Annotated in this window: 25 protein-coding genes; 13 read left to right on the top strand and 12 right to left on the bottom strand. The window is 68.1% G+C overall.

Annotation, left to right across the window (positions count from 1 at the left end):
• Positions 1-8: 8 nt before the first annotated feature.
• From BDK89_RS14715 to BDK89_RS14655, 12 genes are all read right to left on the bottom strand, one after another.
• Entirely contained in the window at positions 9-1,187 is a 1,179-nt protein-coding gene (locus tag BDK89_RS14715; RefSeq protein WP_133869663.1) for a mandelate racemase/muconate lactonizing enzyme family protein, read from the bottom strand.
• 7 nt (positions 1,188-1,194) lie between these two features.
• Positions 1,195-1,683, bottom strand: coding sequence for a VOC family protein (locus BDK89_RS14710; protein ID WP_133869662.1), 489 nt, complete (start codon positions 1,681-1,683; stop codon positions 1,195-1,197).
• A gap of 15 nt (positions 1,684-1,698) precedes the next feature.
• Positions 1,699-2,634, bottom strand: a complete 936-nt coding sequence (locus BDK89_RS14705) for an ABC transporter permease (RefSeq protein ID WP_133869661.1) — start codon at positions 2,632-2,634, stop codon at positions 1,699-1,701.
• On the bottom strand, positions 2,631-3,881 hold the full coding sequence (locus BDK89_RS14700; RefSeq protein WP_133869660.1) for an ABC transporter permease: 1,251 nt from the start codon (positions 3,879-3,881) through the stop codon (positions 2,631-2,633). Before BDK89_RS14700 ends, BDK89_RS14705 begins: the two co-directional genes overlap by 4 nt.
• A complete protein-coding gene (locus BDK89_RS14695; RefSeq protein ID WP_243839180.1) occupies positions 3,878-5,482 on the bottom strand; it encodes an ABC transporter ATP-binding protein in 1,605 nt (534 codons plus the stop codon). The genes BDK89_RS14700 and BDK89_RS14695 overlap by 4 nt, the downstream gene beginning before the upstream one ends.
• Entirely contained in the window at positions 5,475-6,710 is a 1,236-nt protein-coding gene (locus tag BDK89_RS14690; RefSeq protein ID WP_133869659.1) for a BMP family ABC transporter substrate-binding protein, read from the bottom strand. Before BDK89_RS14690 ends, BDK89_RS14695 begins: the two co-directional genes overlap by 8 nt.
• Before the next feature lie 138 nt (positions 6,711-6,848).
• Positions 6,849-8,045, bottom strand: a complete 1,197-nt coding sequence (locus BDK89_RS14685; protein ID WP_243839179.1) for an aromatic ring-hydroxylating oxygenase subunit alpha — start codon at positions 8,043-8,045, stop codon at positions 6,849-6,851.
• The gene (locus tag BDK89_RS14680) at positions 8,042-9,625 is read right to left on the bottom strand and encodes an AMP-binding protein (protein WP_133869658.1); all 1,584 of its coding nucleotides are present in this window, start codon (positions 9,623-9,625) and stop codon (positions 8,042-8,044) included. Before BDK89_RS14680 ends, BDK89_RS14685 begins: the two co-directional genes overlap by 4 nt.
• A 2-nt stretch (positions 9,626-9,627) precedes the next feature.
• Positions 9,628-11,211: a hydantoinase B/oxoprolinase family protein gene (locus BDK89_RS14675; RefSeq protein WP_133869657.1), complete on the bottom strand. Its 1,584-nt coding sequence runs from the start codon at positions 11,209-11,211 to the stop codon at positions 9,628-9,630.
• Positions 11,208-13,313, bottom strand: a complete 2,106-nt coding sequence (locus BDK89_RS14670) for a hydantoinase/oxoprolinase family protein (protein ID WP_133869656.1) — start codon at positions 13,311-13,313, stop codon at positions 11,208-11,210. The genes BDK89_RS14675 and BDK89_RS14670 overlap by 4 nt, the downstream gene beginning before the upstream one ends.
• Positions 13,310-14,251 (bottom strand): VOC family protein, encoded by a 942-nt coding sequence (locus BDK89_RS22465; protein ID WP_243839178.1) that lies wholly within the window; start codon positions 14,249-14,251, stop codon positions 13,310-13,312. Before BDK89_RS22465 ends, BDK89_RS14670 begins: the two co-directional genes overlap by 4 nt.
• 145 nt (positions 14,252-14,396) lie before the next feature.
• The gene (locus tag BDK89_RS14655) at positions 14,397-15,122 is read right to left on the bottom strand and encodes a FadR/GntR family transcriptional regulator (protein ID WP_133869655.1); all 726 of its coding nucleotides are present in this window, start codon (positions 15,120-15,122) and stop codon (positions 14,397-14,399) included.
• A gap of 267 nt (positions 15,123-15,389) precedes the next feature.
• On the opposite strand from BDK89_RS14655, the gene BDK89_RS14650 reads away from it, so the two are divergent.
• The 13 genes from BDK89_RS14650 to BDK89_RS14590 all read left to right on the top strand — a co-directional run bounded on the left by BDK89_RS14650 (position 15,390) and on the right by BDK89_RS14590 (position 26,608).
• A complete protein-coding gene (locus BDK89_RS14650) occupies positions 15,390-16,223 on the top strand; it encodes an ABC transporter ATP-binding protein (protein ID WP_133869654.1) in 834 nt (277 codons plus the stop codon).
• Positions 16,220-17,086, top strand: coding sequence for an ABC transporter permease (locus BDK89_RS14645; protein WP_133869653.1), 867 nt, complete (start codon positions 16,220-16,222; stop codon positions 17,084-17,086). Before BDK89_RS14650 ends, BDK89_RS14645 begins: the two co-directional genes overlap by 4 nt.
• 34 nt (positions 17,087-17,120) lie before the next feature.
• Positions 17,121-18,368 (top strand): ABC transporter substrate-binding protein, encoded by a 1,248-nt coding sequence (locus BDK89_RS14640; RefSeq protein ID WP_133869652.1) that lies wholly within the window; start codon positions 17,121-17,123, stop codon positions 18,366-18,368.
• 27 nt (positions 18,369-18,395) lie between these two features.
• Positions 18,396-19,472, top strand: coding sequence for a zinc-binding dehydrogenase (locus BDK89_RS14635; RefSeq protein WP_166657594.1), 1,077 nt, complete (start codon positions 18,396-18,398; stop codon positions 19,470-19,472).
• 30 nt (positions 19,473-19,502) lie between these two features.
• Entirely contained in the window at positions 19,503-19,994 is a 492-nt protein-coding gene (locus BDK89_RS14630) for a VOC family protein (RefSeq protein WP_133869650.1), read from the top strand.
• A complete protein-coding gene (locus tag BDK89_RS14625) occupies positions 19,987-20,457 on the top strand; it encodes a VOC family protein (protein WP_133869649.1) in 471 nt (156 codons plus the stop codon). The genes BDK89_RS14630 and BDK89_RS14625 overlap by 8 nt, the downstream gene beginning before the upstream one ends.
• Positions 20,458-20,543: 86 nt before the next feature.
• Positions 20,544-20,864, top strand: coding sequence for a ferredoxin (locus BDK89_RS14620; RefSeq protein WP_133869648.1), 321 nt, complete (start codon positions 20,544-20,546; stop codon positions 20,862-20,864).
• A gap of 132 nt (positions 20,865-20,996) precedes the next feature.
• Positions 20,997-22,397 carry a Fe-S cluster assembly protein SufB gene (gene sufB, locus BDK89_RS14615; protein ID WP_133869647.1) on the top strand — a complete coding sequence of 467 codons (1,401 nt, stop codon included), beginning with the start codon at positions 20,997-20,999 and terminating at the stop codon, positions 22,395-22,397.
• Between the two features lie 110 nt (positions 22,398-22,507).
• Positions 22,508-22,867 (top strand): hypothetical protein, encoded by a 360-nt coding sequence (locus BDK89_RS14610; RefSeq protein WP_133869646.1) that lies wholly within the window; start codon positions 22,508-22,510, stop codon positions 22,865-22,867.
• A 67-nt stretch (positions 22,868-22,934) separates the two neighbouring features.
• A complete protein-coding gene (gene sufD, locus BDK89_RS14605) occupies positions 22,935-24,029 on the top strand; it encodes a Fe-S cluster assembly protein SufD (RefSeq protein ID WP_133869645.1) in 1,095 nt (364 codons plus the stop codon).
• Entirely contained in the window at positions 24,026-24,358 is a 333-nt protein-coding gene (locus BDK89_RS14600; protein WP_133869644.1) for a non-heme iron oxygenase ferredoxin subunit, read from the top strand. Before sufD ends, BDK89_RS14600 begins: the two co-directional genes overlap by 4 nt.
• On the top strand, positions 24,355-25,170 hold the full coding sequence (gene sufC, locus BDK89_RS14595) for a Fe-S cluster assembly ATPase SufC (RefSeq protein ID WP_133869643.1): 816 nt from the start codon (positions 24,355-24,357) through the stop codon (positions 25,168-25,170). Before BDK89_RS14600 ends, sufC begins: the two co-directional genes overlap by 4 nt.
• Before the next feature lie 154 nt (positions 25,171-25,324).
• The gene (locus tag BDK89_RS14590) at positions 25,325-26,608 is read left to right on the top strand and encodes an acyl-CoA dehydrogenase family protein (RefSeq protein ID WP_133869642.1); all 1,284 of its coding nucleotides are present in this window, start codon (positions 25,325-25,327) and stop codon (positions 26,606-26,608) included.
• Positions 26,609-26,706 lie beyond the last annotated feature (98 nt).

Genomic DNA, 26,706 nt, shown 5'->3' with positions numbered 1-26,706 from the left:
GTGGTGAGTCAGCGGTCGCCGACGAATCGGTCGGGCAGGCCGGTCGTGGTGCCGGCGACGCGGGCGCCGGGTGCTTCGTACGGATGGTCAGCGCAGGCGGTCTCGCTGATGGAGACGCCGAGGCCGGGGGCGGTCGGGACGGGGAGCGTGCCGTCGACGATCGAGTCGAGACCGAGCGGGGCTCCGTCGCCGAACGTCTCCCACACGGGCAGCAGCGTCGGCGGGTACTCGACGAGTCGGATCGCCGGGACGCTGGCAGCGAGATGCAGGTTGGCGGCGAGCGCCGCCGGACCGGAACAGACGTGGGGGACGACCCGCACGCCGTAGGCCGGCGCAGCCGTCGCCATCTTGCGAGCCTCGCTGATGCCGCCGGCGGTGGCGGCGTCGGGCTGGAGCACGTCGAGTTGGCGTCGGCGAAGCGCGTCGAGTGCGTCGTCGAGGCCGAACATGTGCTCCCCGTAGGCGACGGGAACGGGGGAGTGGGCGACGAGTGCTTCGATGCCCGCCCGTTCCGACTGCGGCAGCGGCTCCTCGATCCATCGCACGTCGAACTCGGTGAGCGCTTCGGCGAGGGCGCGAGCGGTCGGCAGCGTGTACGTCTCGCTGGCGTCGACCATCAACTCGACGTCGGCGCCCAGCATCGGACGGAGTTTGCGCAGGGTGTCGAGGTCGGAGTGCCATTCGGGGCCGGTGCGGACCTTGATCTTGCGCACGCCGCGATCGAGCAGGGGGCGGATCACCTCGTAGTGGTGTTCGGCCGGGCCTTCCTCGAGGAAGCCACACGATCCGTACACCTCGACGTGGTCGGCGGTGCGGCCGAGCAGTTCGGAGATCGATCGTCCGGCGGCCTGGCCGGCGAGGTCCCACAGTGCGATCTCGATGCCGGAACGGGCTTGGGGTGCGATCCAGGCGTCGCCGAGTCGCCGTCGGGTGAACAGGCGCATGCGGTCCGCGAGCAGGTCGACCGACACGAGCGGTTGGCCGACGATCAGCGGGGCGAAGACCTCGTCGATCAGGTGGGCGAGGACGCCGGCGTAGGAGCAGCCGTAGCTGTCGCACACCTCGCCCCACCCGACGCTGCCGTCGTCGGCGGTGACGCGCACGTAGAGGAACGACATGCGCTCACGGTCGGTGCCGTACGTGCACGGGAACGTGTCGATCCGAGCGATCGACGGTGCGGTCTTCACGACGCCATCACCCGAGCACCTGCTCGACGGAGAACTCGAGGTTGTTGCCGTCGGGGTCGGTGACGATGCAGATGTAGCCGACGACCTCGTTGCGGTACATCGGGCCGAGCAGGAGACAGCCCTCTTCCTTCGCCATCTCGGCGATCCGATCGACCTCCTCGCGGCTGTCGAGCGACAGTCCGAGGTGGCTGATCGAGGTGAGGAAGCCGTACTGCTCCTGGATGTCGCCGGTGATCTTGGTCGGGAGCTTGCCCTCGATCAGCACGATCACGAAGCGGGCCGCTCCGTCGGTCGTGCGGTCACGCTCGTTGGCGAGCCACGCAGTGCGCAGGTCGGTCTCCGGGTCGTGACGCTCGTGGATGACGGCCAGGTTCGTGTACCGCTCGTAGAACGCCAGCGTGGCGCCGAGGTCTCGCACCGGCAGTGCGATGTGGGTGAGCAGCGTCGGGATCTTCGACGTCTGTTCGGCGGCGGTGCCGGTCTGGGTTTCGGTCATGGAGGAGCCCCTCTGCTACTTGAGACCGCGGATGAATGGTTGGGCGAGCGACGCCGGCGGGCGGACCCGGCTGGCGAAGATCGACATGGCGACGATCGTCACCACGAACGGCAACGAGGTCAGCAGGTCACCGTTGAGCTCGTAGCCGAGTGCCGGGAGCGACAAGCGGAACGACAGCACGGCACCGAACAGCAGACAGCCGGCGATCGTGCCGCGCAGCGTCCACCCACCGAAGATGACTGCGATCAGGGCGATGAAGCCACGTCCGCCGACGATCGAGTCCTCGAACTGGCCGACCGCGCCGAGTACGAGGTACGCACCGCCGATGCCGGCGGTGACGCCCGTGACGTAGATGCTCTCCCGACGTCGCTTGTTGACGTCGATGCCGCTCACGTCGGCCGACTGAGGGTTCTCGCCGGTGGCTCGCAGTTCGAGCCCCCAACGGGTCCGGAAGACGATCCACCAGCAGATCGGGACGACGGCGTAGATCAGGTAGAAGATCCACGTTCGGTCGAACAGCGCGGCGCCGACGAGCGGGATGTCCGCCAGGAGCGGGATGCGCTGCGAATCGGCCTGGCTCGTCACGGGGTCGAGTTCGGACGCCAGGAAGCTGGTGAGTCCGAGCACGAGGATGTTGAGGGTCAGGCCGACCACGAACTGGTTGGCGACGAGCCGGTGGCTCATGTTCGCCTGTACGGCGGCGACGGCCACGCCGCCGACGATGCCGGACAACACGGCGACCACCTCGTTGCCCGTCTGGTGCATGCCCATGGCGGCCGAGAAGGCGCCGGCGAGGAACATGCCCTCGAGCGAGATGTTGAGGGTGCCCGACCGTTCGGCCACCCATTCACCGGTGGCACCGAAGGCGAGGAAGACCGCGAACGTGAGGGCGTTGATGTAGGCCGCCTCCGACGTCAGGACGTCGCCGATGGCGCTGAGGAAGTCGATCACGTCCGGTCACCTCCGCTGTTCATCTGGCGTCGTCGTTGTCGCAAGAACAACAGCGCCGGGGGGATGAGGAGGGCCAGGACGAGCAGGCCCTGCACCACGTCGGTGATGCGTCGCTCGACGCCGGTTGCAGCAAGGAAGCCCGATCCGGTGCGCAGGCAGGCGAAGACGAAGGCGATGACGATCGCGACCGATGCGCGCTGACGCGACACCAGTGCGACGAGGAGTCCGGTCCAGCCGATGTTGGCGGGAAAGCCGGGCACGAGGGTGTAGTTGCCGAAGTCGCCGCCTGCGAGCATCATGCCGCCGGCCAGGCCGGCGAACGCACCGGAGACGAGCAGGGCGCCGCCGCCGTACCGGGATGCGGCGACACCGGCCCGTTGCGCGGTGCGGGGGTTGTGACCGAGCATCCGGAGCCGGAGACCCCACACCGTGCGGGCCATGGCGGCGGCGATCAGGAACGCGAGCGCGATCGCGATGAATGCCGAGATCGGGAACTCGTTGCCGAACAACTCGATGCGTGGGATGCGGGTGTTGTCGGGGAGCTGCTGGCTGATCTGCTGTCGATTCGCTCGGCCCTCGGCCGGAGCGAGCAACAGCCACTGGTTCTTGAGGCCGTATCCGACCAGCTGTGCGGCGATCGTGACCAGCAGCAGGGTGGTGAGCACTTCGGGGACGTTGCGGGTGTACCGCAACACGCCGGCGATGCCGGCCCAGAGAGCGCCGCCCACCACGCTGGCGGCCAGCAGCAGCACGATCACCCACGGTCCGGAAAAACCGAGCTTGGTGCCGAAGTAGGCGCCGAACGCTGCGCCGATGTACAGCTGACCCTCCTGGCCGATGTTCACCAGGCCGGCCCGGTTCGAGACGATCGTGCCGATCGCGACGAGCAGCAACGGCACCGCCACGCCGATGGTGGCACCGATGCGGCCCGGCCCGCGGATGCTGCCGTCGAGCAGCGCGTTGAACACCTCCGACGACGAGCCGCCGGTGACCTCGACGAGCAGTGCCGAGAGGCCGAGCGCAGCAGCGATGCAGATGGCATAGAGGAAGACGACCTCGCCGATCGCCTTGAAGCGGTCGGCCGTCGGTGTCGCCGGGTTGGGGTGATGCGGCTCCTCGGTGAGGGTGCCGTCGGTGCCCATCTCGGGCTTGAAGTCGTCGGAGCCGACACCGTGGTGGTGTTCGGTCGGGTGCGACTCGCCGCCGGCGACCTGCTGAGCGGTCATGTTGCCTGGTTCGACCGTCATACGGTCTGGCCTCCCATCATCAGACCGATGCGCTCGAGGTCGGCGTCCTGCCGATCCATCTCGCCGATGATGCGACCGTCGGAGATGACGATGATCCGGTGGGCGAGGTCGAGGATCTCTTCGAGTTCGCTCGAGATGAGGAGCACGCCGACACCGTCTTCGGCGGCGCGGCGGAGTCGGTCGGTCATGTACTCGATCGCGCCGACGTCGAGCCCTCGTGTGGGCTGCGCTGCGACGAGCACCTTCGGTTCGTTCGAGAGTTCGCGCGCCAACACGACGCGTTGCTGGTTGCCGCCCGAGAGCGAGAAGAGCGGGGCGTCGGGGCCCGAGCAGCTGATCTCGAACTCCTCGATCAGTGCTTCGGCGGTGCGGTTCATCTTGCGGTGGTCGAGCACACCGGCTCGCGAGACCGGCTTGGTGTCGACGAGCCACAGGTTCTCGGCGATCGACATGTCGAGCACGACGCCGGAGTCGTGGCGATCCTCGGGGATGACGGCGACGCCTGCGGTGGCCATCGCACCCGCTTTGCCGGTGGCGACCTTCTGGCCGGCCACGCGAACCTCGCCCTCATCGATGTCGGTGAGGCTCGACAAGATGTCGGCGAGCGGTCGCTGGCCGTTGCCCTCGACGCCGGCGACGCCGACGATCTCGCCGGCACGGACGTTCAGATCGAGGCCGTCGAGGATCGTGCGCCCTTCTCGGTCGCGGAGGGTCACGTGGTCGAGACGGAGGACCTCCGGGGTCGACTCGTGCTCGGTCTGGGGCACCTCGGTGCCCTCGAGCGCGGGGTCGACGACGCCGAGCGCCACGCGCTCGGAGCGCAGCGAGACGGACCGGCCGACCATCGCTGCTGCGAGGCTCGATGCGTCGACCGTCTCGGTCGCCACGTGGTCGACGACGCGGCCCTGCCGCATGATCGTGACCTCGTCGGTCGCCTTCAGGATCTCGTCGAGCTTGTGGCTGACGAGCGCGACGGCGCGCCCTTCGCCGACGACGACCTGGTGGAGGGTTTCGAAGAGCTGCTCGCTCTCTGCGGGGGTGAGCACCGACGTCGGCTCGTCGAAGATGATGATCGACGGGTCGCGGCGGAGGCACTTGATGATCTCGACCCGCTGACGCATGCCGACGGGGAGCTCACCGACCACGGCGTCGGGGTCGACGTCGAGGCCATAGCGATCTGAGATTTCGACGATGCGGTCACGCACGTCGGAGGGGTGGAGCTTGCCGTCCTCGCCGAGGGCGACGTTCTCCCACACCCGGAGGGGTTCGACGAGGCTGAAGTGCTGGTGCACCATGCCGATGCCGTGTTCGGCGGCGTCGAGCGGGTCACGGAGACGCACGCGGTCTCCGTTGATGGTGACCGTGCCCGAGTCGGGGATGACCAGGCCGATCAGGATCTTCATGAGCGTCGACTTGCCGGCGCCGTTCTCGCCCAGCACACCGTGGACGTGACCGGGCCGAAGCACGAGGTCGACGTTGTCGCAGGCCTGCACGCTGCCGTAGCGCTTGCAGATCTGGTCGAGTCGGACGGCGGCGCCGGCGGGCGCCGGACCCGAAGGTCCGGCACCCGCATGCACACCGCTGGTGGGCTGATCAGCCACCGAACGCCTCAGCGGCGATCTCGCCGAAGTTGGCGTCGAGGTCGCCACTGGCGACGAGGGCGTAGGCCTCGTCCATCTCGGCCTGCTGCTCGGGGGTGGCGTCGCAGATGACGGCGCCGGCCACGTCGGGCTCCTCGCCCGGCGAGTAGACGATGATGTCGCCTTCCTGGGCGCTGCCGTCGAGGATCTGCGGGAAGATCTCACGCACGTAGTCGCCACCGTCGAAGCGGACCGCGATGTCCCACGAGAGGTCGCCCTCACGGGTGCAGACGTCGGAGGCACCGGCGCTCAGCACGATCTGGCCGCCCTCGTTGGCGAGCTGCACGATGGGCTCGTGGGCGCCACCGAGGTACGGGTAGATGGCATCGGCACCCTCGGCGACGGCGTTCTCGTAGGCAGCCGACGCGTTCTGGATGTTGTCGAAGTCGAACGGGAAGTCACCGGTCGGCACGTAGGTGAAGGTGAGCGACTCGTCGACGGACTCGAGGCCGAGCTGATACGCCAGGTAGTGCTGGATCTCGAAGCCGAGATCGCAGCAGCCCAGGAATGCGACCGAATCGCCGCCGCTGTCACGCAGGGCGATGCCCGTCGCGACGCCGGCCGTGTAGGCGATGCCCGCACCGTTGTCCTGGCTCTGCAAGTAGAACTCGCTCTCGGGGAAGCCGGCGCCGCAGTTGCAGTACCAGAAGATGTCGCTGTACTCCTCGGCCAGGTCGGGCATCGGCTCGGCGATCTCGCTGGCGCCGACGATCATGATGTCGATCGGCTGCTGGGCGAGGTTGGCGAGCTCGGTGGCCGCGTCGGCCGCCTGGATGTTGTCGACGACGATGACCTCGCCCCAGCCGTTCTCGGCGGAGAAGGTCTCGGCGGCGTCGACGACGGCCTGGTAGTAGGCGCCGTCGTCACGGGGGCCCGCAGCGGCGATACCGATGCGCACCTCACCGTCGCCGTTGGCGTCGAGGTCGGTCGTCTCGCCCGACGGTGCGTCGGTGGCCTCGGGTGCGTCGGTCGTTTCCGTGTCGTCGGGCGCATCCGTGGTCTCGGTGTCGTCCGGTGCGTCGGTCGTCTCGGTGTCGTCGGGCGCATCCGTGGTCTCGGCGGCCTCGGTGTCGTCCGACGAATCGTCGTCGTCGCCACCGCATGCCGCGGCCACCAACGACAGGGCCACCACGGAGAGTGCGGCTCGTCGCCAGCGGGAACGGCTGGTGGGTGGGTTGGTGATGGTCATCGCTGCGGGTTCCTCCTCCTGGAATCGGTCTGATGGTCAGACCAGTTGTAACGTAGCCTGCGCACGTTTCCGGCGTGTTGCCGGAACGAGTCAGATTGTGGGTCGGCGGTGTCGGAGCGGGCCCCGGCTCGCCGTCGGTCAGCCGTTGATCTGTTCGCGGTAGCGCTTGACCAGCCAGCGGTTGAAGTTGACGTGGCTCTCTTCCTGCCACGAGTAGCGGCCACGCGGGGCGAAGCGGGAGCGAAGCCCACGCTGCACCTTGGTGGTGGCGTCCTGGTCCTGTTCGACGAACACCTGCACACCCACGTCGGCGAGCTTGAGTTTGTGCTCGAACAGCGGATCGTCGAGTGCCGACGGATGGAAGATGTAGCCGATCTCGACGTCGATCGTCTCGGGCCCCTTCGGCCGCACGAGGAAGAAGAACGCCTGATCGGGAGCCGTGCCGAGGCACAGCGTCGGCGGCACCAGGGCGAACGTGGAGCGGGTGCGCTCCTCCTCGGTCAGGTCGGGGAAGACCGGCATGATCGAGTGGTGGGTGGCGTTGAAACCGCCGTCCATGTGGGTGTACCCACCCTCGCGGAAGATGACGTTGTTGTCGTCACTCCACTCCACGGGGAACTCGCTCATGTTGCTCGGGCAGAAGTCCTGGACGTACTGGTGGAGACGGTTGGCGTGGTAGCCGTCGTTGAAGTTCTCGAACATCACCTTCCAGTTCCACGGCATGTCCTCGAGCGTGAAGGTGCCGGGGCACACGGCGTCCTCGAGGTGATAGTTGTCGAGGTACGGGGTGTACGAGGTGAGGGTCGGGGCGAGCGGGGCGGCGTCGACGTCCATGTTGACGAACACGAAGCCCTGCCAGAGCTCGACGGCCAGGCGGGGGAGTCCCCACTCCGACTTGTCGAAACCCTCGGTCCGCTCCATCGCCGGCGCACCCAGCAGACGGCCGTCGAGGGCGTAGTTCCAGTGGTGGTAGGGGCACTTGAAGGTCGTGCCGTTCCCCTCGCCGTCGCACACCTGCATCGCACGGTGCTGGCACACGGCCGACATGGCGTTGATCTCGCCCTGCTTGTCGCGGGCGACGATGATCGGCTCGTCACAGATGGTGACGGTGAACCAGTCGCCCGGGTTCGGGATCCGCTCGACGCGACCGACGCACAGCCATTCCTTGGCGTAGATCGCCTCGCGCTCGAACGCGAGCGCCTCGGCGGAGGTGTAGAGCTGGGGCGGCAACGTGATCGCCGTCGCCACGTCGGTGGTCGAGCGCTGCATCTCGTCGAGGAACGCAGCGTCGATGCCCTCGGGCAGTGCCGGGGCGGTGGTGTGTTCGATCGTCATGACTTCTGCTCCGGGTTCTGGTTGGGGGTCGGGGACGTCGACGCGGCGACCGTTGCCGCGGCGTCGGCGAGGAGGAATTTTCGGATCTTGCCGACGCTGGTGCGGGGCAGGTCGTCGACGATCTCGTAGTGGCGTGGCTGTTTGGCCTTGCCGAGCCGTTCGGCGGCCCAGGCGTCGAGTCGCGACTCGAGACCGTTGCGGTCGGCCGACTCGGTCGGGACGACGAACGCCACGGGCACCTCGTCGCGGATCGGGTCGGGTGCGCCGACGACCACGACCTCGTGAACTTCGGCGTGGCTGCCGACGACCGCTTCGACCTCGACCACGGACACATTCTCGCCCGAGACCTTCAGGACGTCGGCGCGTCGGCCGTCGAAGTGGTGGCGCCCCTCGGCATCGAACGACGCCCGGTCGCCGGTGCGGAACCAGGCACCACGGAACGACGCCTCGGTCGTCGCCGGGTCGTCGAGGTAGCCCGCGAACAGCTCGTGGCCGGGCCGACCGCCGACGACGATCTCACCCACCGTGTCGACCGGGCACCGGTTGCCGTGCTCGTCGTGGATCTCGAGGATGCAGCCGTCGGTGACGGTGCCCATCGAGTCGGGCCTCGGGTCGTCGGTCGTGTCGGTGAGGACCGCCGGAATCGTCTCGGTCATGCCGTAGAGCTGGCGGGGGCGACAACCGATCCACTCGCCGAACGTCTCGAACTGGTCGTCGCCGAGGTTCTGGGCGAACCAGCAGTGACGCAGCTGCAACTCGCCGTCGGACGGGTCGAGCGGGCCGCCGCGGGCCAGGATCATCCGGATCGGGCCGGCGAACAGGCTGGCGTGGGTCGCTCGGTGGCGCGCCGCCTGCGGGATGAAGCCGCTCGCCGAGAACGTGTGCATCAACGCCACCGAGGCGCCGACCGCGATCGCACTGGCGAACGAGTAGTACTGGGCGTTCGCGTGGAACAGGGGGAGCACGACGATCTGGCGGTCGTCGGCGCCGAGGTCGGCAGCCGATGCCATCGTCGTGCCGGCGAAGGCGTAATTCGCCTGAGTGATCTCGACGCCCTTCGGTCGACCGGTCGTGCCGCTGGTGAACATCACCGCCGCACGATCGGTCGCCTGCACGTCGGGCCATTCGCCGACACCGTCGGCCGGCAGCCACTCGAACGAGGCGTCGGCCTCGTCGATCTGGATCACGGGGCGGCCACCGGCCGCGGGGAGATAGGTGTCGGCCCGACTCGCCGCGCACACACCGACCGCGGGGGAGGTGCGGTCGATGTGTTCGGCGAACTCGGGCGTCCGGCCCATCGGGTCGGACGGGACGATCCAGCCGCCGAGGCGGAGGGTCGCGACCCAGACCGCGATGAACGTGGGGGAGTTGGTGAGCGCGAGATGGACCGACGAGCCGGACTCGACGCCGCGTTCGGCCAGGGCCGCAGCGGTGCGCGCCACGACCTGGTCGAACTCGTCGTACGTCCAGTCGGTCACGTCGCCGGACGGCCCCTCGAACGTGAGGAACGGGGCGCCGCCACGGTGCGCGACCGCGGACGACCACAGGTCCACGAACGTGTGGGTGGTCGTCGCGGTCATGATCAGCCGTTCGCTCCGCCGGCAGCGACGGGCTCGCCGTAGCCGCCGCCGCCGGGGAGGCGCAAGGTGACGACGTCGTCGGGTTGCAGGGTGATGCGGGCCTGGGTGCGGACCGGTTCGCCGTTCACGAGGAACGAACCGGTCTCGCCCGCCTCACCACCGAAGATGCCCTTGGGTGCGTGTGCGAGGCGGCTGGTGACCGCGTTGAGTTCCCACTCGCGCGTCGTGTCGACCGAGAACTCGATCGTCTGGCCGAGGCCGCCCGTCTGGGCGCCCGCTCCGCCGGAGCCCTCGCGCAGCGCCTTGGTGGAGAAGCGGATCGGGGCCGATGCCTCGACCACCTCGATCGGCACGGCGGCGACGCCGGTCGGGTACGAGCAGGCGTTCAGGCCGGGCTTGGTCGCACGGGCGCCGACGCCGCCGGCATAGGTGAACATCGCGGTGATGAACGGGCTGCCGTCGTCGTGGTTGCCACTGACCTGCATCGTCCACACGGCGCCCGAGCCTTCGGCCATGGCGCCGTCGGGACGGACCTGGGCGAGCGCCTTCAGCAGCGCGTTCGGCAGGAACATGCCGACCACGTGGCGGGCCGTACCCGGCTGCGGGGGCTGAGCGTTGACGATCGAGCCCTCGGGAGCGATCAGCTCGATCGGGGCGAGGCTGCCGTAGTTGTTCGGGATGTCGGGGCTGAGCACCGAACGGATCGCGAACGTCGTGTAGGCGTGGGTGTAGTTCTTCACCACGTTGATGCCCCACCGGCTGGCCGGGGAGGTGCCGGTGTAGTCGACGGTGATCGTGCCGGTGTCGGCGTCGACGATCAGCGCGCACTGGATCGTGATCTCGCTGCCGTCGGCGAGGTCGAGCAGGGCCGATGCCTCGTAGCGGCCGCTCGTCAGTTCCTTGATGCCGGCTCGGGTCGCCGCTTCGGAGCGAGTGACGATCTCGTCGGACAGATCCTCGATGTCGTCGAGGTCGTGACGGTCGCACAGGGTCGACAGGCGCTGGGCGCCCACTTCGCCGGAGGCGATCTGGGCGTGCAGGTCGCCGGCCATGTGATCGGGCTGGCGCACGTTCGAGAGGATGAACTTCCAGACGTCCTCGTTGCGCTCGCCGTTCTTCATGAGCTTGACGATCGGGATCCAGAGACCCTCTTCGAACACGTCGCGGCCGCCGGCACCGATGCCGTAGCCGCCGACGTCGGTGTGGTGGATGGTCGAGCCGAACAGGGCGATCAGCTCACCGTTGCGCCACGCCGGCACCAGCACGGTGACGTCGAGCAGCTGGCCCGCGGTCTTGTACGGGTCGTTCGTGATGAGCACGTCGCCCGGCTCGAGGCTGTCGATCGGGTACTCCTCCAAGATGTTGGAGACGGCCATCGCCAAGCTGTTGATGTGACCGGGCGTACCGGTGACGGCCTGGGCGACCATGCGGCCGCGACGGTCGAACACGGCGTTCGCGAGGTCGCCCGCCTCGCGAACGATCGGGCTGAACGCCGAACGCTGGAGGGCGCGAGCCTGCTCGTTGACGGTGGCGATCAGGCTCTGCCAGCAGATCTCCAGTTCGATCGGGTCGAACGTGCGGGTCATCGGGAGGCTCCGTTCTGGTCGGCGCTGATCATTCGGGTGGCGACGAGGCTGCCGTCGGCGGCGACCTCGACCTGCCAACCCGGGCGGATCACGCTGGTGGTTTCACGCTCCTCGACGATCGCCGGACCGTCGAAACGGTCGCCGGCGCCGAGGTCGACGCGCTTGTACACGGGGGTGTCGATCGGGTCCTGGGCCCGTCCGAACACGACGGGACGGGTACGAACCGGCTGGGCGCCGGTACCGGGGGCGACGGGATCGGGATCGATCGGCTGGGTTTCGCTCGCCACCGACAGGCGCCAGGTGACGACTTCGACGGGCACGTCGGGGATCGCGAGCCCGTAGATGCGACGGTACTCCGACTCGAACGCGTCGAGCACATCGCTGGTCTCGAGGGTCCATTCGTCGCCCTCGTCGACCCACACGGTGACCTCGTTGCCCTGGCCGGCGTAGCGGGCGTCGACGCCGTAACGGAACCGCACCTTGTCGGCGTCGGTGCCGGCGGCGGCGAGCACGCGACGGCCCTCGGCGCGCAGCTCGTCGAGGAGGCCGTCGCGCTCGGCCGGGTCGAGCTGGTCGATCCGGCGCGGCATGGAGCGGGCGAGGTCGATGCGGACGGGCGACACGAGCGTGCCGAACGCCGACAGCACCGAGGCGTTGACGGGGAAGACCACGTGGTGCGACTCGAGCAGTTCGGCGACGCCGCAGGCGTGGACCGGGCCGGCACCGCCGAAGGCGAGTAGGCCGATGCCGCGGAGGTCGACACCCATCTCGACGGCGTGCATGCGAGCGGCGGCCGCCATGTTCTGGTTGACGATCTCGTGGATGCCGGCGGCGACTTGGACATCGTCGAGGTCGAGCGACTCGCCGACGCGAGCGGCTGCCGCAGCGGCGGCGGCCTGGTCGAGGGGCATGTCGCCGCCGAGGAACGAGTCGGGGTCGAGCATGCCGAGCACGACGTCGGCGTCGGTGACGGCGGGCTCGGTGCCGCCACGCCCGTAGGCGGCCGGGCCGGGCTCGGAGCCGGCCGACTCGGGGCCGACCTTGAGCAGGCCGAACTGGTCGACGCGGGCGAGCGAACCGCCACCGGCGCCGATCTCGACGAGGTCGACCGACGGGACGGAGCAGGGGAAGCCGGAGCCCTTCTTGAAGCGGTAGGCACGGGCGACCTCGAACACGTTGGTGAGTTCGGGTTCGCCCCCGTCGATCAGGCAGGCCTTGGCGGTGGTGCCGCCCATGTCGAAGCACATCAGGCGGTCGGCGTCGAGTCGGCGGGCGAACCAGCTGCCCGCGAGTGCACCGGCAGCCGGGCCGCTCTCGACCAGGCGGATCGGGATGCGTGCGGCGTCGTCGGCGGACACGACGCCGCCGTTCGAGAGCATCATCAGCACGGAGCCGCCGAAGCCCTCACTGGAGAGCCACTTCTGCAGCTCCTCGAGGTACGGGCCGATGACGGGCATCGTGGCGGCGTTGCACGCCGTCGTGATCATGCGCGGGTACTCGCGGATCTGGGGCGACACGTCGGACGAGATGCACACCGGCACGCCGAGTTCGGCGGCGAGGTGTTCGGCGACGACGCGCTCGTTCTCGCCGTTCACGTACGAGTTCAGGAAGCAGAGTCCGACCGACTCGACCTCGGCGGCGCGCAGCTGCTCGGTGAGCGCCGCGAGTGCCTCGGGGGTCGGTGCGTGGACGAGCTCGCCGGTCGCGCTGACGCGCTCGTCGAGTTCGAACGTGCGGTCGCGGGGGATCGGCGGCGCCGGGAACTCGATCTGGAGGTCGTACATGTCGTAGCGGTGCTCGTCACGGATGAGGAGCGTGTCGCCGAAGCCCTGGGTCGTGACGAGGCCGGCTCGGCCGGTCTTGCCCTCGATCAGCGCATTGGTGATCAGCGTCGTGGCGTGCACGATCGGCGCCGTCACGTCGCCGGGCTTGATGTCGGCTCGCGCCAGCAGTGACGCGATGCCGGTCCGAACCCCGTCGAGTGGGTTCTGCGGGGTGGTGAGGGTCTTGTCGACCACGACGTTGCCGGACGCTGCATCGAGCAGCACCACGTCGGTGAAGGTCCCTCCGATGTCGACAGCGATGCGCCAGTCGGCGGTCATGCCGTCACCTCCTTGTTGTTCGAGGACTGGTTGTACGAGTTCGTGGCCTGCAGATCGGCGCGCGGGGGAGCGAAGACGTCGAGGATCCAGCACTCGTCGTATTCGTCGTCGCCGATGAAGACGGAGTCGCCGTGGTCGACGGTCTTGGGCGCCAGGTAGACGTCGCCGGCGCCGAGCACCGTGCGGGTCGGGTCGTCGGGGTCACCGATGCGGAAGTCGAGCGCCCCGCGCATGATGATGCCGAGCTGTTCGTGTTCGTCGTGGCGGTGGAGGAACGATCCCTCGGCTCCGCCCTTGATGCGCCAGAAGCACAGCTGGAGCTGCTCGCCGGTGATGATGCGGTGACGGAAGCCGGGTCGGCTCGTCTCGACGAACTCGTCGTCCTCGAAGAAGTGGCAGTACTGGTTGTCGGCGATCTCACGCATCGCTCCCGCTGTCGGCGCGACCTTGTGCGAGGTCGATGCGAGATGGGATCCGAAGCGTGCGACCTCGGCGCCGATGTCGAGCGGGCGCACGATCGCTTCGTGCTGCTCGTCGCCCCACTCGTCGGCCGGGACGAGCCACATGACCTCGAACTCGATGCCGTCGGGGTCCTTTGCGTACAGGCTCTTGTTGGCGCCGTGGTCGGAGGCGCCGATGAGCGAGCCCGCCTCGCTCAGCTTCTGACGGTACGCCTCGAGGTCGGCGAGCGTCGGTACTTCCCACGCCACGTGGTAGAGCCCGACCTGTTGGCGGCCCGCCGTGGAGGGCTGGGCGCCTTCGCCGATCGTGAAGCAGGCGAGATCGTGATGGTTCGTCGACGCCGGGGCACGCAGGAAGACGAAGGCGCCTTCCGGGTGGTCGATGACGGTCGAGAAGCCGAGCACGTCTTCGTAGAACTTCTGGTGGCGCCGTGCGTCTCGCACATAGAGCACGGCGTGGTTCATTCCGGTGATCATCGGTTCCTTCGAGGGGTCGGCGCCACCTTGGGCGCTCGGTCTGATGGTCAGACCATAACGCAGGGCGTCGAACCGCGCCAGTCGAAGTTGTGAATCCCGGGTTACCGGATGGTGTCGCGCCGGGCGCGACGTGATCGAGGTGATCTCAGACGAGGCGGTCGATCATGCTGCGCTCGACGGCAGCCAGGTGCTCGGTACCCCGAGCCATTGCGGCGTCGGCGTCGCCGTCGGCGATCGCCCTGGCCAGTTCGGCGTGCTGCGCCGTGGCGTCGGCGACGATCGTGTCGACGGCGTCGCGGTTCAGATCGCTCGACAGCATCTGGCCGATCTCGTCGGAGTGGAACAGTCGGGTCATCACCTTGCCGTGAACCTCGACCAAGAGCGGATTGCCGCAGGCACGCGCGATCACCGAGTGGAAGTGATGGTCGAGCGGGCGGAACCGCTCGAGCTCCATGTCGGCTCGGAACTCGGCCGCGAGCTCGCGGATCTCGGCGCGCTGTTCGTCGGTGGCCCGCTCGGCGGCGAGGCCGATCATCGGCAACTCCAGCAGGCGACGGGTCTCGAACAGCTGGCGGACGAACTCCTTGCGGCCGTCGATCCGGTCGAAGCTGACGTCGGGGAGGTGCTCGACGACGTACGACCGGTTGCCGCGACGTTCGACGACGCCCATCGAGATGAGGCCCTGCATCGCTTCGCGCACCGAGGTGCGCGCCACGCCGAACTGGTCGGACAGGTCACGTTCGGACGGGACGCGCGCGCCCGGCGCGAGGGTGCCGTCGGTGATCCGTTGGAGCAGCTGCTCGCGGATCTGCGAACTGAGGGTCTCCCGGGTGACCGGTGCGAACCCGAAGGTCGTGTCGGTGGTGCTCATTCGTGTGGTGCTGTGACTTCCCGCTCCCGTGTCGGCGATGGGCCGACCGTGCGCCGTGGTTGCGCTTCCACAGCATAGGCGGAAACGGCGGTACGAGGTCGGATGGTCTGACCAACGCGACGCAGCGTCGGCGTGGCCGATCGCCGGGGTTTCCCCTGGTCGTCGACGTCCGTCGGAGGCTTCGGTCCAATGGTCGGACCATCTTCGTATCGGATCGACCCGGAGACGAAACGTCCCGGAAACAGAGTGGTCTTAGGTTTCGCCGCCATGTCATCGAGTTGTCGGATCGCTCCGGACGACGCTGCGTCCGGAACCTCGGTCGCCTCGTTCATCAGCGTCGACGGGGTCCACAAGATCTTCCGTCGAAAGGGGCGGGCCGTCCCCGCGCTTCGTGGTGTCGATCTCGACATCCAGGCCGGCGAGTTCGTGAGCCTGCTCGGGCCATCGGGGTGCGGCAAGTCGACGCTGTTGCGGATCATCGGCGGTCTCGTCGAACCAGACGCCGGCACCGTGACCGTCGACGGGCTGTCGCCGCTCGACGCTCGGGCGGCCAAGTCGTTCGGGCTCGTGCCGCAGGCGTCGTCGCTCGTGCCCTGGGCCACCGTCGACCGCAACGTGAGGTTCCTGTCGCAGCTCGAACCCCGCAGGTCGGGTGGTCACGACCCCCTCGACGACGATCAGATCGACGACCTGCTCGACACGGTCGGACTCCGCGACTTCCGCGGTGCCTACCCCCACGAGTTGTCGGGTGGCATGCAGCAGCGGGTCTCGCTCGTGCGCGGCTTCGCACTCGGCGCACCGGTGTTGTTGATGGACGAACCATTCGCTGCGCTCGACGAGATCACGCGTGCCGACATGCGGTACCTCCTGCTCGAGTTGTGGCAGCGAACGGGCACCACGGTGATCTTCGTGACCCACTCGATCACCGAAGCGGTGATCCTGTCCGATCGGGTCGCCGTCATGGCGGCGCACCCGGGTCGCATCGCTGCGCTCGACACGATCGGGCTCGACCGGCCCCGCACCCCAGAGATGGAGGACACCGACGTGTTCCACGATCACGTCCGCATCCTGCGGACCCACTTGCTGGACCAGCACGCATGACCGACCGAGCGGTGCACCCCACCCACGAGATCGGCGCGATCGCCGACGGGGTCGATGTCGAGTCGCTGTTGCTCGCCGACGCCAAGGGTGCGAGGCGTGATCGGATCATGGCCTTCGTCGCGCCGGTGGTCGGGGTCGTCGGCTTCTTGGCCGCGTGGCAGCTCCTCGTCGATCTGTTCGACGTCGAGCGCTTCGTGTTGCCCGCCCCGATCGACATCTTCCGGCACCTCGCGGGTGACCCCGGGTTCTACGTCGACAACGCCAAGACCACGATGTGGGAGGCGTTTCTCGGCTTCGCCATCGCCATGGTCCTCGCGTTGGTCGCTGCGACGGTGATGGCGCACTCCCGATTCGCCGAGCGGGCCGGCCTCCCGCTGGCGGTCCTCATCCAGGTGACCCCGATCATCGCCTACGCGCCCGCCGTGGTCGTCTGGCTGGGATTCGGGCTGAAGCCGATCATCGTGATCACCACGTTGGTGTGTTTCGTGCCGTTCCTGATCAACGCCATCGCCGGGCTGCGCTCGGTCGACCCCAACCTGCTGGAACTCGCCCGGTCCGTCGATGCGCCGCGTCGTGTCATCTTCTGGCGGCTGCGGTTGCCCTCGTCGATGCCGTTCCTGTTCTCCGCCGCTCGCATCGCCGTGGGGCTGGCGCTCATCGGCGCGGTGCTCGGCGAGTTCTTCGCCGGGACGACGTCAGGACTCGGCTACGCCGTCAAGACGGCGCAGGCCCGCCCCATCCAGCTCCTCGACCAGCTGTGGGCGAGCATCTTCGTCCTCGGCTTCATCGGTGCCACCGCCACCCTCCTGATCGCCGGGCTCGAGCGGATCACGCTCCATTGGCACCAGTCGACCCGCCACTGATCTCCCATTCCCCATACCCGCAAGGAGAACCCCCATGACCCCCTCGAACCACCGACCGGTCCACCCCCGGCGTCGAACGCGTCGGGCCGTCGGCGCACTCGCCGCGCTGGCGCTCGTCGTCACGGCGTGCGGCGACGACGACGAGGACGCCGACAGCGGCGACGACACGGCGTCGGCCGAGGCCGTCGAGACCACGACCGAGACGACGGAGGCCGCCGACACCACCGAGGCGCCCGACACCACCGAGGCGCCCGAAACGACCGAGACGACCGAGGTCGCGAGCGACGGCGAGATCGATCCGGAGCGCTGCGCCGCCAATGAGGAGATCGGCACACTCACCTACCTGTCGAGCTTCGACTTCGCTGCAGCGGCGTCGATCATCGACGTGATCGTCGCCGAGGATTCGGGGTACTTCGACGCCCTGTGCCTCGACGTCGACCTCAAGCCCAGCTTCTCGACGGCGAACTACCCGCTGGTGGCCAGTAACCAGGCCCAGTTCTCGTCGGCGGGCAGCTTCACCGAGGTCCTGAACTTCTCGGGTGAAGGCGCCGAGTTCGTCGTCATCGCCGACTACGGCAAGACGCCGATCAACGCGCTGATCACGCCGGAAGGCGGAGCGACCGACCTCGCCGAACTCGAGGGGCAGCAGATCGGTATCAAGGGGGACCTCGGTCCGTCCCTGGTCGCGATGCTCGCCGAGGCCGGTCTCGAACGTGGCGCCGATTACGAAGAGATCCTGCTCGACGGTTTCGACCCGCAGGCGCACCTGGCGACCGGGATCGCAGCGCTGCCGGTGTACAAGTCGAACGAACCCGGCCAGCTCGACACCGCCGGCGTGCCGTACACCCTGTTCGACCCCGCCGAAGCGGGCATTCCCGGCTCGTTCGGACTCCTCTACACCTCGGCGTCGTTCGCCGAGGAGAACCCGACAGTGGTCGAGGACTTCACCCGCGCGGCCTTGATGGGAATGGCCGACGCGATCGCCGACCCCGAAGCCGCCGTCGAGATGGCGACTGCCCGCATCGAAGCCGCCGGCAACAGCTACTACCTCACGTACGAAGGTGAGCTCTACCGCTGGCAGCAGGAGATCGCCGAGGTCGTCGGCGCAACGCCCGACGGCGAGGGCGTCGGCATCGTCGATCCCGAACTGTTCCGGGCCGAGTACGACTCGTACGTCGAATCCGGCGTCTGGCCCGACGGTGCGCCGCCGTTCCTCGAGGCGTACGACGCCTCGATCGCTGCCGGCGTGTACGACGGCGAGACCGTCATCTTCCCGGGCTGATCGATGAGCCTGCTCGGACGTTCATCGATGCGAGCACAGGTTCAACACGGGTTCGCGTCGGGCGCCGACGTGCGGATCGTCGACGTCCCGGTGCCCGTGCCCGGCACCGGAGAGGTGGTGATCGAGGTGCAGGCCTGTTCCCTCAATCGCCTCGACCTGTTGCAGCAGGAGGCGCCGCTCGTGCGGGGCTTCTCGGTGCCCCACATCGCCGGACTCGACGTCGCCGGCACCGTCGTCCGCCACGGGGCGGACGTCGGTGCCGGTGGCCCGGCGATCGGTGACACCGTCATCGTCAACCCGGTCAGCTCGTGCGGCCAGTGCGCGAACTGTCGAGCCGGCTTCGACCCGTACTGCAGCGACGTCCGGTCGATCGGCTCGACGCGCGACGGCGGATTCGCCGAGTTCGTGGCCGTCCCGGCGGCGAGCTGCCACGCGGTGCCGGCCGGTCTCGACGAGATCCAGGCCGCTTGTCTGCCCGTCGCGTATGCGACGGCGTGGCGGGCCCTCGTGACCGCTGGCGGCGTCGCGCCGGGGGAGTGGGTGCTCGTCAACGCAGCGACCTCCGGTGTGTCCACGGCGCTGGTGCAACTCGCGATCGCCCACGGGGCTCGCGTGATCGGCACGGCGGGCGGCGCCGCCAAGATCGATCACGCGCTGGGACTCGGGTGCGAGTTCGTCGTGGACCACTACGACGACGACGTCGTCGCTCGGGTCATGGAATGGACCGGGGGACGCGGCGTCGACCTGGTGGTCGACCACGTCGGTCCGGCTCTGTTCGAGGCGTCGATCGCTGCGCTCCGGCCCGAGGGCCGGATGGTGTTCTGCGGGACGACGACCGGCACGGACATCGAGATGTCGTTGCCCTCGGTGTACCACTGGGGGAAATCCCTGATCGGGTCTGGTGGGTACTCCGACGACGAGTTCACCGAGATGCTCGCATTCGTCGAACACCATGCGCTCGAACCCGTGATCGACTCGGTGTGGCCGTTCGACCGGATCGGTGACGCCCAGGCCCGGATGGAGGCCGGTCGGTTCTTCGGGAAGATCGTGGTGACGTTCGAGTCGCACGGTGCGGTGGCCAGCTCGAACGGTCGAATGGTCTGACCATCGGACCTATGGGCTAGGGTCTCGGTCATGTCGTATCCGAACACCTTGATCTTCGTCGACTTCCCGTCGGCCGACCCCGAAGCCACCGCCGAGTTCTACGAGGCCGTCTTCGGCTGGGAAGTCGAGGGCCGCCCCGCCGGTGTGTTCCACCGCATCGTGCCCGGCCAGAACTTCCAGCTCGACGACGGCTCACAGGGCCCGACGGGCAACCTGCACATGGGCATCCACAACACGGCGAATGCCCGCCCGTACCCCGACCCGGAGGGCGCCGAGCCCCGCGAGCCGGCGACGAACGGCCGCACGACCCGAGTGTGGATCCTGGTCTCCGACGACGACTCGATCGACCGCATCCTCGGCGAGGCCGTCAAGCGTGGGGCCAAAGAACTCTGGCGCGACCACTACTGGGCCGAGTTCAATGGCTTCAACGCCGCCTTCGAAGACCCGTGGGGCAACACCTTCGTGCTCTGGGTCAAGGGTGGCGACGACCCCCAGATCCCGGAAGGATGGACCAATGAGTGAGGCGCTCCACGACCTGCGGCCGAAGACGGCGCGCTGGACCCACGTCGCGCTCCGTGTCACCGACATGGACGCCACGGTCGACTGGTACACCACGTTCACGCCGCTCGAGGTGCTCGAGCGGCGTGAGGACGAGGACGGGTTCGGTGCGTGGCTCGGCCACCCCGACCCCGACAACCCGTTCATCCTCGTGTTGGCCCAGTTCCTGCCCGACAAGGATCCCTTCGCCGGTGCCACCACGGCCACGCTGACCCCGTTCAGCCACCTCGGCATCGAGCTGCCGACGAAGGAAGACGTCGACGCCGTCGCCGCCAAGGGCGAAGCCGCCGGCTGCCTCGGCATGCCGGCCCGTCAGATGCCCGACCCGATCGGCTACATCTGCATGCTGACCGACCCCGACGGCAACATGATCGAGTTCTCGTACGACCAGGGCGTCTACGAGACCGCTCGCGACAAGTGGAGCTGAGTTCCTCCTGAACGCACTCTGAGAACGCCACCGACACCGGGCGCCGACGTGGGAACGGAACGGCGCCCGGTTAGGTTGGCTCGAACATGCGTGTCTGGATCGACCAAGACCTCTGCACCGGCGACGGTCTCTGCGTCGACCACTGTCACGACGTGTTCACCCTGCTCGAAGACGGCATTGCGTACGTCGTCGAGGACGGCGAGGCCCAGAACGACCCGGGCGGGTCGGGCAGTCTGGCCGCCGTCGCACCCAAGCACGTCGAGTCGGTGATCAAGGCCGCCGAGGTGTGCCCCGGCGAGTGCATCTTCATCGAGATCGACGCACCGGTCGATGCCGACATCGACTACGACGTCGACGTGCGCATGGCCGGGCGCATCGACGTGCGCGACGACGAAGCCGCTGCGTGATCGCAGCGTCGAGGACGTCCCGAAACCCTGCGTCGCCCGTCGTCAAACGGGCCGCCGGATTGTTACTATGGCCGTAGTGGAAATCCACCAGACCCCCTCGTCCGCCACGGACGACACGGAACGGAGTGACCGATGACGACGTTCGATCTCGACTTGTCCAAGTACGACCTCGGTTGGAGCGATGAGGTCGAGTACGCCTTCACGCCCGAGAAGGGCATCAACCAAGGCGTCGTCGAGCAGATCTCGTGGTGGAAGGGCGAACCCCGCTGGATGACCGACATGCGGTTGCGTTCGCTGCGGTTGTTCGACCGCAAGCCGATGGCCGAATGGTTCGCGGTCAACATGCCCGACATCGATTTCCAGGACATCTACTACTACCTGCGCCCCAAGGGCGACCAGGTCTCCGAGTGGGACGAGCTCCCCGAGGAGATGATGAAGACGTACGAGAAGCTCGGTATCCCCGAAGCCGAGCGTCAGTACCTCGCCGGCGTCACGGCGCAGTACGAGTCCGAGGTCGTGTACCACAAGAACCGCGAAGACCTCGAGGCCCAGGGGATCCTCTTCTGCGACATGGACACCGCCCTGCGCGAGTACCCGCACCTGGTGAAGGAGTACTTCGGCACGGTCATCCCGCCGGGCGACAACAAGTTCGCCGCGCTCAACACGTCGGTCTGGTCGGGTGGCTCGTTCATCTACGTGCCGCCGGGCGTCGAATGCGAGATGCCGCTGCAGGCGTACTTCCGCATCAACTCCGAGAACGCCGGCCAGTTCGAGCGCACCCTGATCATCGCCGACGAAGGCTCCAAGGTGCACTACATCGAGGGCTGCTCGGCGCCGGTCTACTCGAGCGACTCGCTGCACTCGGCTGTCGTCGAGATCGTCGTCAAGCCGCACGCCCGTGTCACCTACACCACGATCCAGAACTGGTCGCCGAACGTCTACAACCTGGTCACCAAGCGGGCCAAGGTCGAAGCGCACGGCCACATGGAATGGATCGACGGCAACATCGGGTCGAAGCTCACCATGAAGTACCCGGCCGTCTACCTGGTCGGCGAGGGTGCCACCGGTGAGGTGCTCTCCGTCGCCTACGCAGGCGAGGGTCAGCACCAGGACGCCGGGGCCAAGATGGTCCACGCCGCGCCGAACACCTCGTCGAAGATCGTGTCGAAGTCGATCAGCAAGGACGGCGGCATCACCACCTACCGCGGACTCGTCCGGGTCGACGAGGGTGCCCACGGCTGCAAGAGCCACGTCGAGTGCGACGCCCTGTTGCTCGACGAGGACTCGGTGAGCAAGACGCTGCCCTACATGGAGGTCGGCGAACGCGACGCCCAGATCGGCCACGAGGCGACCGTCTCGAAGATCGCCGACGAGCAGATCTTCTACCTCACGAGCCGCGGCCTCTCCGAGGAGCAGGCGATGAGCATGGTGGTGAACGGCTTCATCGAGCCGATCACCCGCACCCTGCCGATGGAGTACGCCGTCGAATGGTCACGGTTGATCGAGCTCCAGATGGAAGGTTCCGTGGGCTAGATCGGGTCGGGTGTCGTAGCGGACGGCGACGGAGTCGACGTTCAGGGAGATCTTCCGACCCCGGATGCGGTGCTCACCGCGTCGCCTCACGCGTCGCTAGCCTGACCCGCATGCCGATGCGGACGGAGTGCAAGAACTTCGAATCACGGACGTACCCCAACGGCGACACGGTCCGGAAGTGCAACCTCGACCTGGCGCCCGACGCGCCGTGGCGGTGCCCCGAGAACTGTCCCAAGTACGAACGGCGTCTCGCCGACGTCGCCTGGACCCACGGATCGCTCGTCGTGCCGCCGACCCCGCCCGAGCCGAGCAGCCTCGACGACGGCACCGCCGCCGCCTTGCTCGACGAGGCGGAGGACATCCTCAACCAGGCCGGCGACCGCATCAAGGCCGAGGTCGACGCCGAGCGCGAAGCGGCGTCCAAGAAGCGCAAGGGACTGAAGCGCTTCTTCCGTCGCCGCGGCTCCTGACGCGGGTCGATCCGGCGCCCGATTCGACCGACCTATTTCCACTATCCCGATAGTAGAATTGGGTCCGATGTCTGTTGCTGCTCCGTCCCTCGACCTGAGCCGGCTCGACCAGATCGAGCTGCCGACGACCGACCAGGAGATCTGGCGCTACAGCCGGATCGGCGACCTCGACCTCGCCCGCTTCACGCCGGGTGATCACGAGGTGTCGATCCGCAACGGCGACGGTTACGTCGCCGACGACGGCGTCGTGTCCCTGTTCGACGGTCCGCCTGACGTGTTCGCCGAGATCAGCGCCGCTCGCGGTCAGGCCGTTCACCTCGTCATCCCGGCAGGCACCGTCGTGCCCGAGCCGATCGTCGTCACCCACTCGATCCCGGGCGGCGGCGCCCTGACGACGCCCCGTCTCCTGATCGACGCAGGCGCCGACAGCGAGGTCACCGTCATCGAGATCTTCCGGTCGGCGAGCGGCGGAGCGGCGCTCACCCTGCCGGTGCTCCACACCCGGGTCGGCGCCGCCGCGCGGGTGAAGTACCTGACCGTCAACGAGTTGAACGACGAAGCCTGGTCGATCGGACACCAGCGTGCGGAGAGCGACCGCGACTCCACGCTGCTGCTGTCGACGGTGTCGCTCGGCGGCGACTACGCACGCGTTCGCACCGAAGCCCGCTCGATCGGACGCGGCGCCTCCACCAAGCAGGTTGCGCTCTACTTCGCCGACGGCACCCAGATGCACGACTTCCGCGTGATCCAGGATCACGTCGCACCGCACACGAACAGCGATCTGCTGTTCAAGGGCGCCGTGCAGGACCGGTCGGCAAGCGTGTACACCGGCCTGATCGCGATCGGCGAGGAGGCGCGCGGCACCGCCGCCTACCAGACCAACCGGACGCTGACCCTGAGCGAGGGTGCGTGGGCCGAGAGCGTGCCCAACCTCGACATCCGCACCAACGACGTCAAGTGCGCCCACGCGTCCGCCGTCGGCCCGATCGACGAGGACCAGCGCTTCTACCTCGAGAGCCGTGGCGTGCAGCCCGAGATCGCCGAGCGCCTCGTCGTGCTCGGCTTCTTCGACGAGGTCATCTCGCAGCTGCCGTCGGCCGAACTGGCCGCCGACCTGCGGGCCCGTGTCGCCGCCAAGCTCAAGATCGGAGACGACTCATGACGACCAGCCACGCCCTGTTCGAACTCGACGACCTCGAGCCCGGCACCGCCCGCAAGGCCGACATCGGCGGCGTCAAGGTCGCCATCGTCCGCATCGGCGACGACGTCTACGCCATCGGCGACACGTGCACCCATGCCGACGTCTCGCTGTCGGAGGGTGAGGTCTGGTGCGACGAGCTCGAGATCGAATGCCCGAAGCACAGCAGCGCGTTCAGCCTCACCACCGGTGAGCCGCAGACGTTGCCGGCGACCCAACCCGTGCCCGTGTACGACGCGACCGTGATCGACGGTCACGTCCACGTGACGATCACCCAGGAGGCCGTACAGTGAGCACCCTGACCATCTCCGGCCTGTCGGCCACCGTCGCCGGCAAGCAGATCCTGAACGGCATCGACCTCACCGTTTCCTCCGGCGAGGTGCACGCCATCATGGGCCCGAACGGCGCCGGCAAGAGCACCTTGTCGGCCGTGCTCATGGGCAAGCCGGGTTATGAGGTCACCGGTGGCTCGGTCGACCTCGACGGCACCGACGTGCTCTCGCTGCCGGCATGGCGGCGTGCCGCTGCCGGACTCCACCTCGTGATGCAGTACCCGACCGAGGTCCCGGGCGTCATGCTCGACGACATGCTCGGCGAAGCGCTCACCACGCGTGGCCGCACCACCGACGGCCTCCGCGATGCACTGGCGGCCGAGGCCGCGAAGATCGGTTTCGAGGAGCGATTCCTGCACCGTCCGCTCAACGTCGACCTGTCGGGCGGCGAGAAGAAGCGCAACGAGACGTTGCAGCTCGCGGTGCTCCGACCGACGTTCGCGATCCTCGACGAACTCGACTCCGGCCTCGACATCGACGCGCTCCGCGACTGCTCGCGCCGCGTCGAGGAGATGTCGAACGACGCCGAGTCGCCGCTCGGCGTGATCGCCATCACCCACTACAACCGCCTGCTCGAAGAGCTGAAGCCCGACCACGTGCACATCCTGGTCAAGGGCCGCATCGTCGAGTCGGGTGGCCCCGAACTGGCCGAGGTCCTCGAACGCGACGGCTACGCAGCCTTCGCCCCCGAAGCCGATCTCGCCGACGACGCCGACGAACCCGCCGGCCCCCGAGCCCAACCCGGCTCCCTCGACGACCTCTTCTCGATGTAACCCGTCGGTTGGGGTCAGACCAGAAGGGGTCAGGCACCTTCTGGCGATGCAGTGCATGGTCGCCGTGACCCGTCGGCCAGAAGGTGCCTGACCCCTTCTGGCCCGCAACCCTTCGACTCTTGACCGGCGGGTCAGGTCTGGCACGATGCGTCGCATGGCTGACGTCATCGACGAACTGAAGAGCTGGCTCGACGAGAACTGGGATCCCGACCTGACGGTCGCGGAGTGGTGGGAACGCCTGGGTCTCGCCGGCTGGGCCGCACCGGCCCTGCCGACCAACGCCTACGGGCGCGACCTCTCCCGCAACGACGCCGTCAAGGTCGCCGAGACGATCGGCGAACACGGTGCGCTCGGTGCACCCGGTGGCCTTGGCCTGCTGCTCGCGGCACCGACGATCGCGATGCACGGCACCCAGGAACAGATCGATCGGTACGTCCGCGACATCGTCACCGGGCAGAAGGCCTGGTGCCAGCTGTTCTCCGAGCCGGTCGCCGGTTCCGACCTCGCCGGCCTCCAGACCCGCGCCGTCCAGGACGGCGACGAGTGGATCGTCAACGGCCAGAAGGTGTGGACCTCCGGTGGCCACTACGCCGACCTCGGCATGTTGATCGCCCGCACCAACTCAGACGTGCCCAAGCATCAGGGCATCACCTACTTCGCGCTCGACATGCACCAGGACGGCGTCGACATCCGACCGCTCAAGGAGATGACCGGCCGAGCACTCTTCAACGAGGTGTTCATGTCCGACGCCGTCACCACGACCGATGCCATGATCGGCGGCCAGAACAACGGGTGGGCCGTCACCAACACGACCCTGGCCTTCGAACGCGCCGGTCTCGGGGCGGGCGGTGGCAGCGCCGCCTCGAGCGCGGCGATCCGGGGCACGGTCGCGGGGCACCTCGACAAGCGAGCCGGCGACTTCGTCCAGAGCCGCCGCTCGGGCGGTGGCGGTGCTCAGTTCCGCGGCGCCGGCAAGATGCTGATCGAACTCGCCAAGCAGACCGGTGCGATCGACGACCCGACCATCCGCCAAGACCTGATGCGGCTGCACACCCTCGCCGAGATCGGTCGGATGCAGACCCTCCGGCTCAAGGCGCTCAAGGCGTCGGGTGGCGACATCCCCGGCTTCGGCAACATCGGCAAGCTGTCGATGTCGGACATGATGCGGCTCCAGCGCGACCTGGGTCTGCGCATCCTCGGACCGGAGGGCATGCTGCACGCCTACGAGAGCGACGCGAAGGCCGTGCTCGACGAAGCCGTCGGCAAGCCGATGAACGGGTTCGTCACCGAACTGGCCCTGTTCGCGCAGGCCCCGCCGATCTACGGGGGCACCGACCAGGTCCAACGCAACATCATCGGCGAACGGGTCCTCGGCCTCCCGAAGGAACCCGGGCCGGAGAAGAACACCCCCTTCAAAGACCTCCCCAAAAACGGCTGAGTCGGTTGATGTCAGACATCAACCGACCGACCGGATCCTGAAGCGTCGAGCCGAGCTGTCGGTTGATGTCTGACATCAACCGACCTCTGGAGGCTTCG

Source organism: Ilumatobacter fluminis, assembly GCF_004364865.1.
In the GTDB taxonomy this organism is placed as follows: Bacteria; Actinomycetota; Acidimicrobiia; order Acidimicrobiales; family Ilumatobacteraceae; genus Ilumatobacter; species Ilumatobacter fluminis.
Note: the sequence above shows the minus strand (reverse complement) of the source record. Positions and strands in the feature narration are given on the sequence as shown.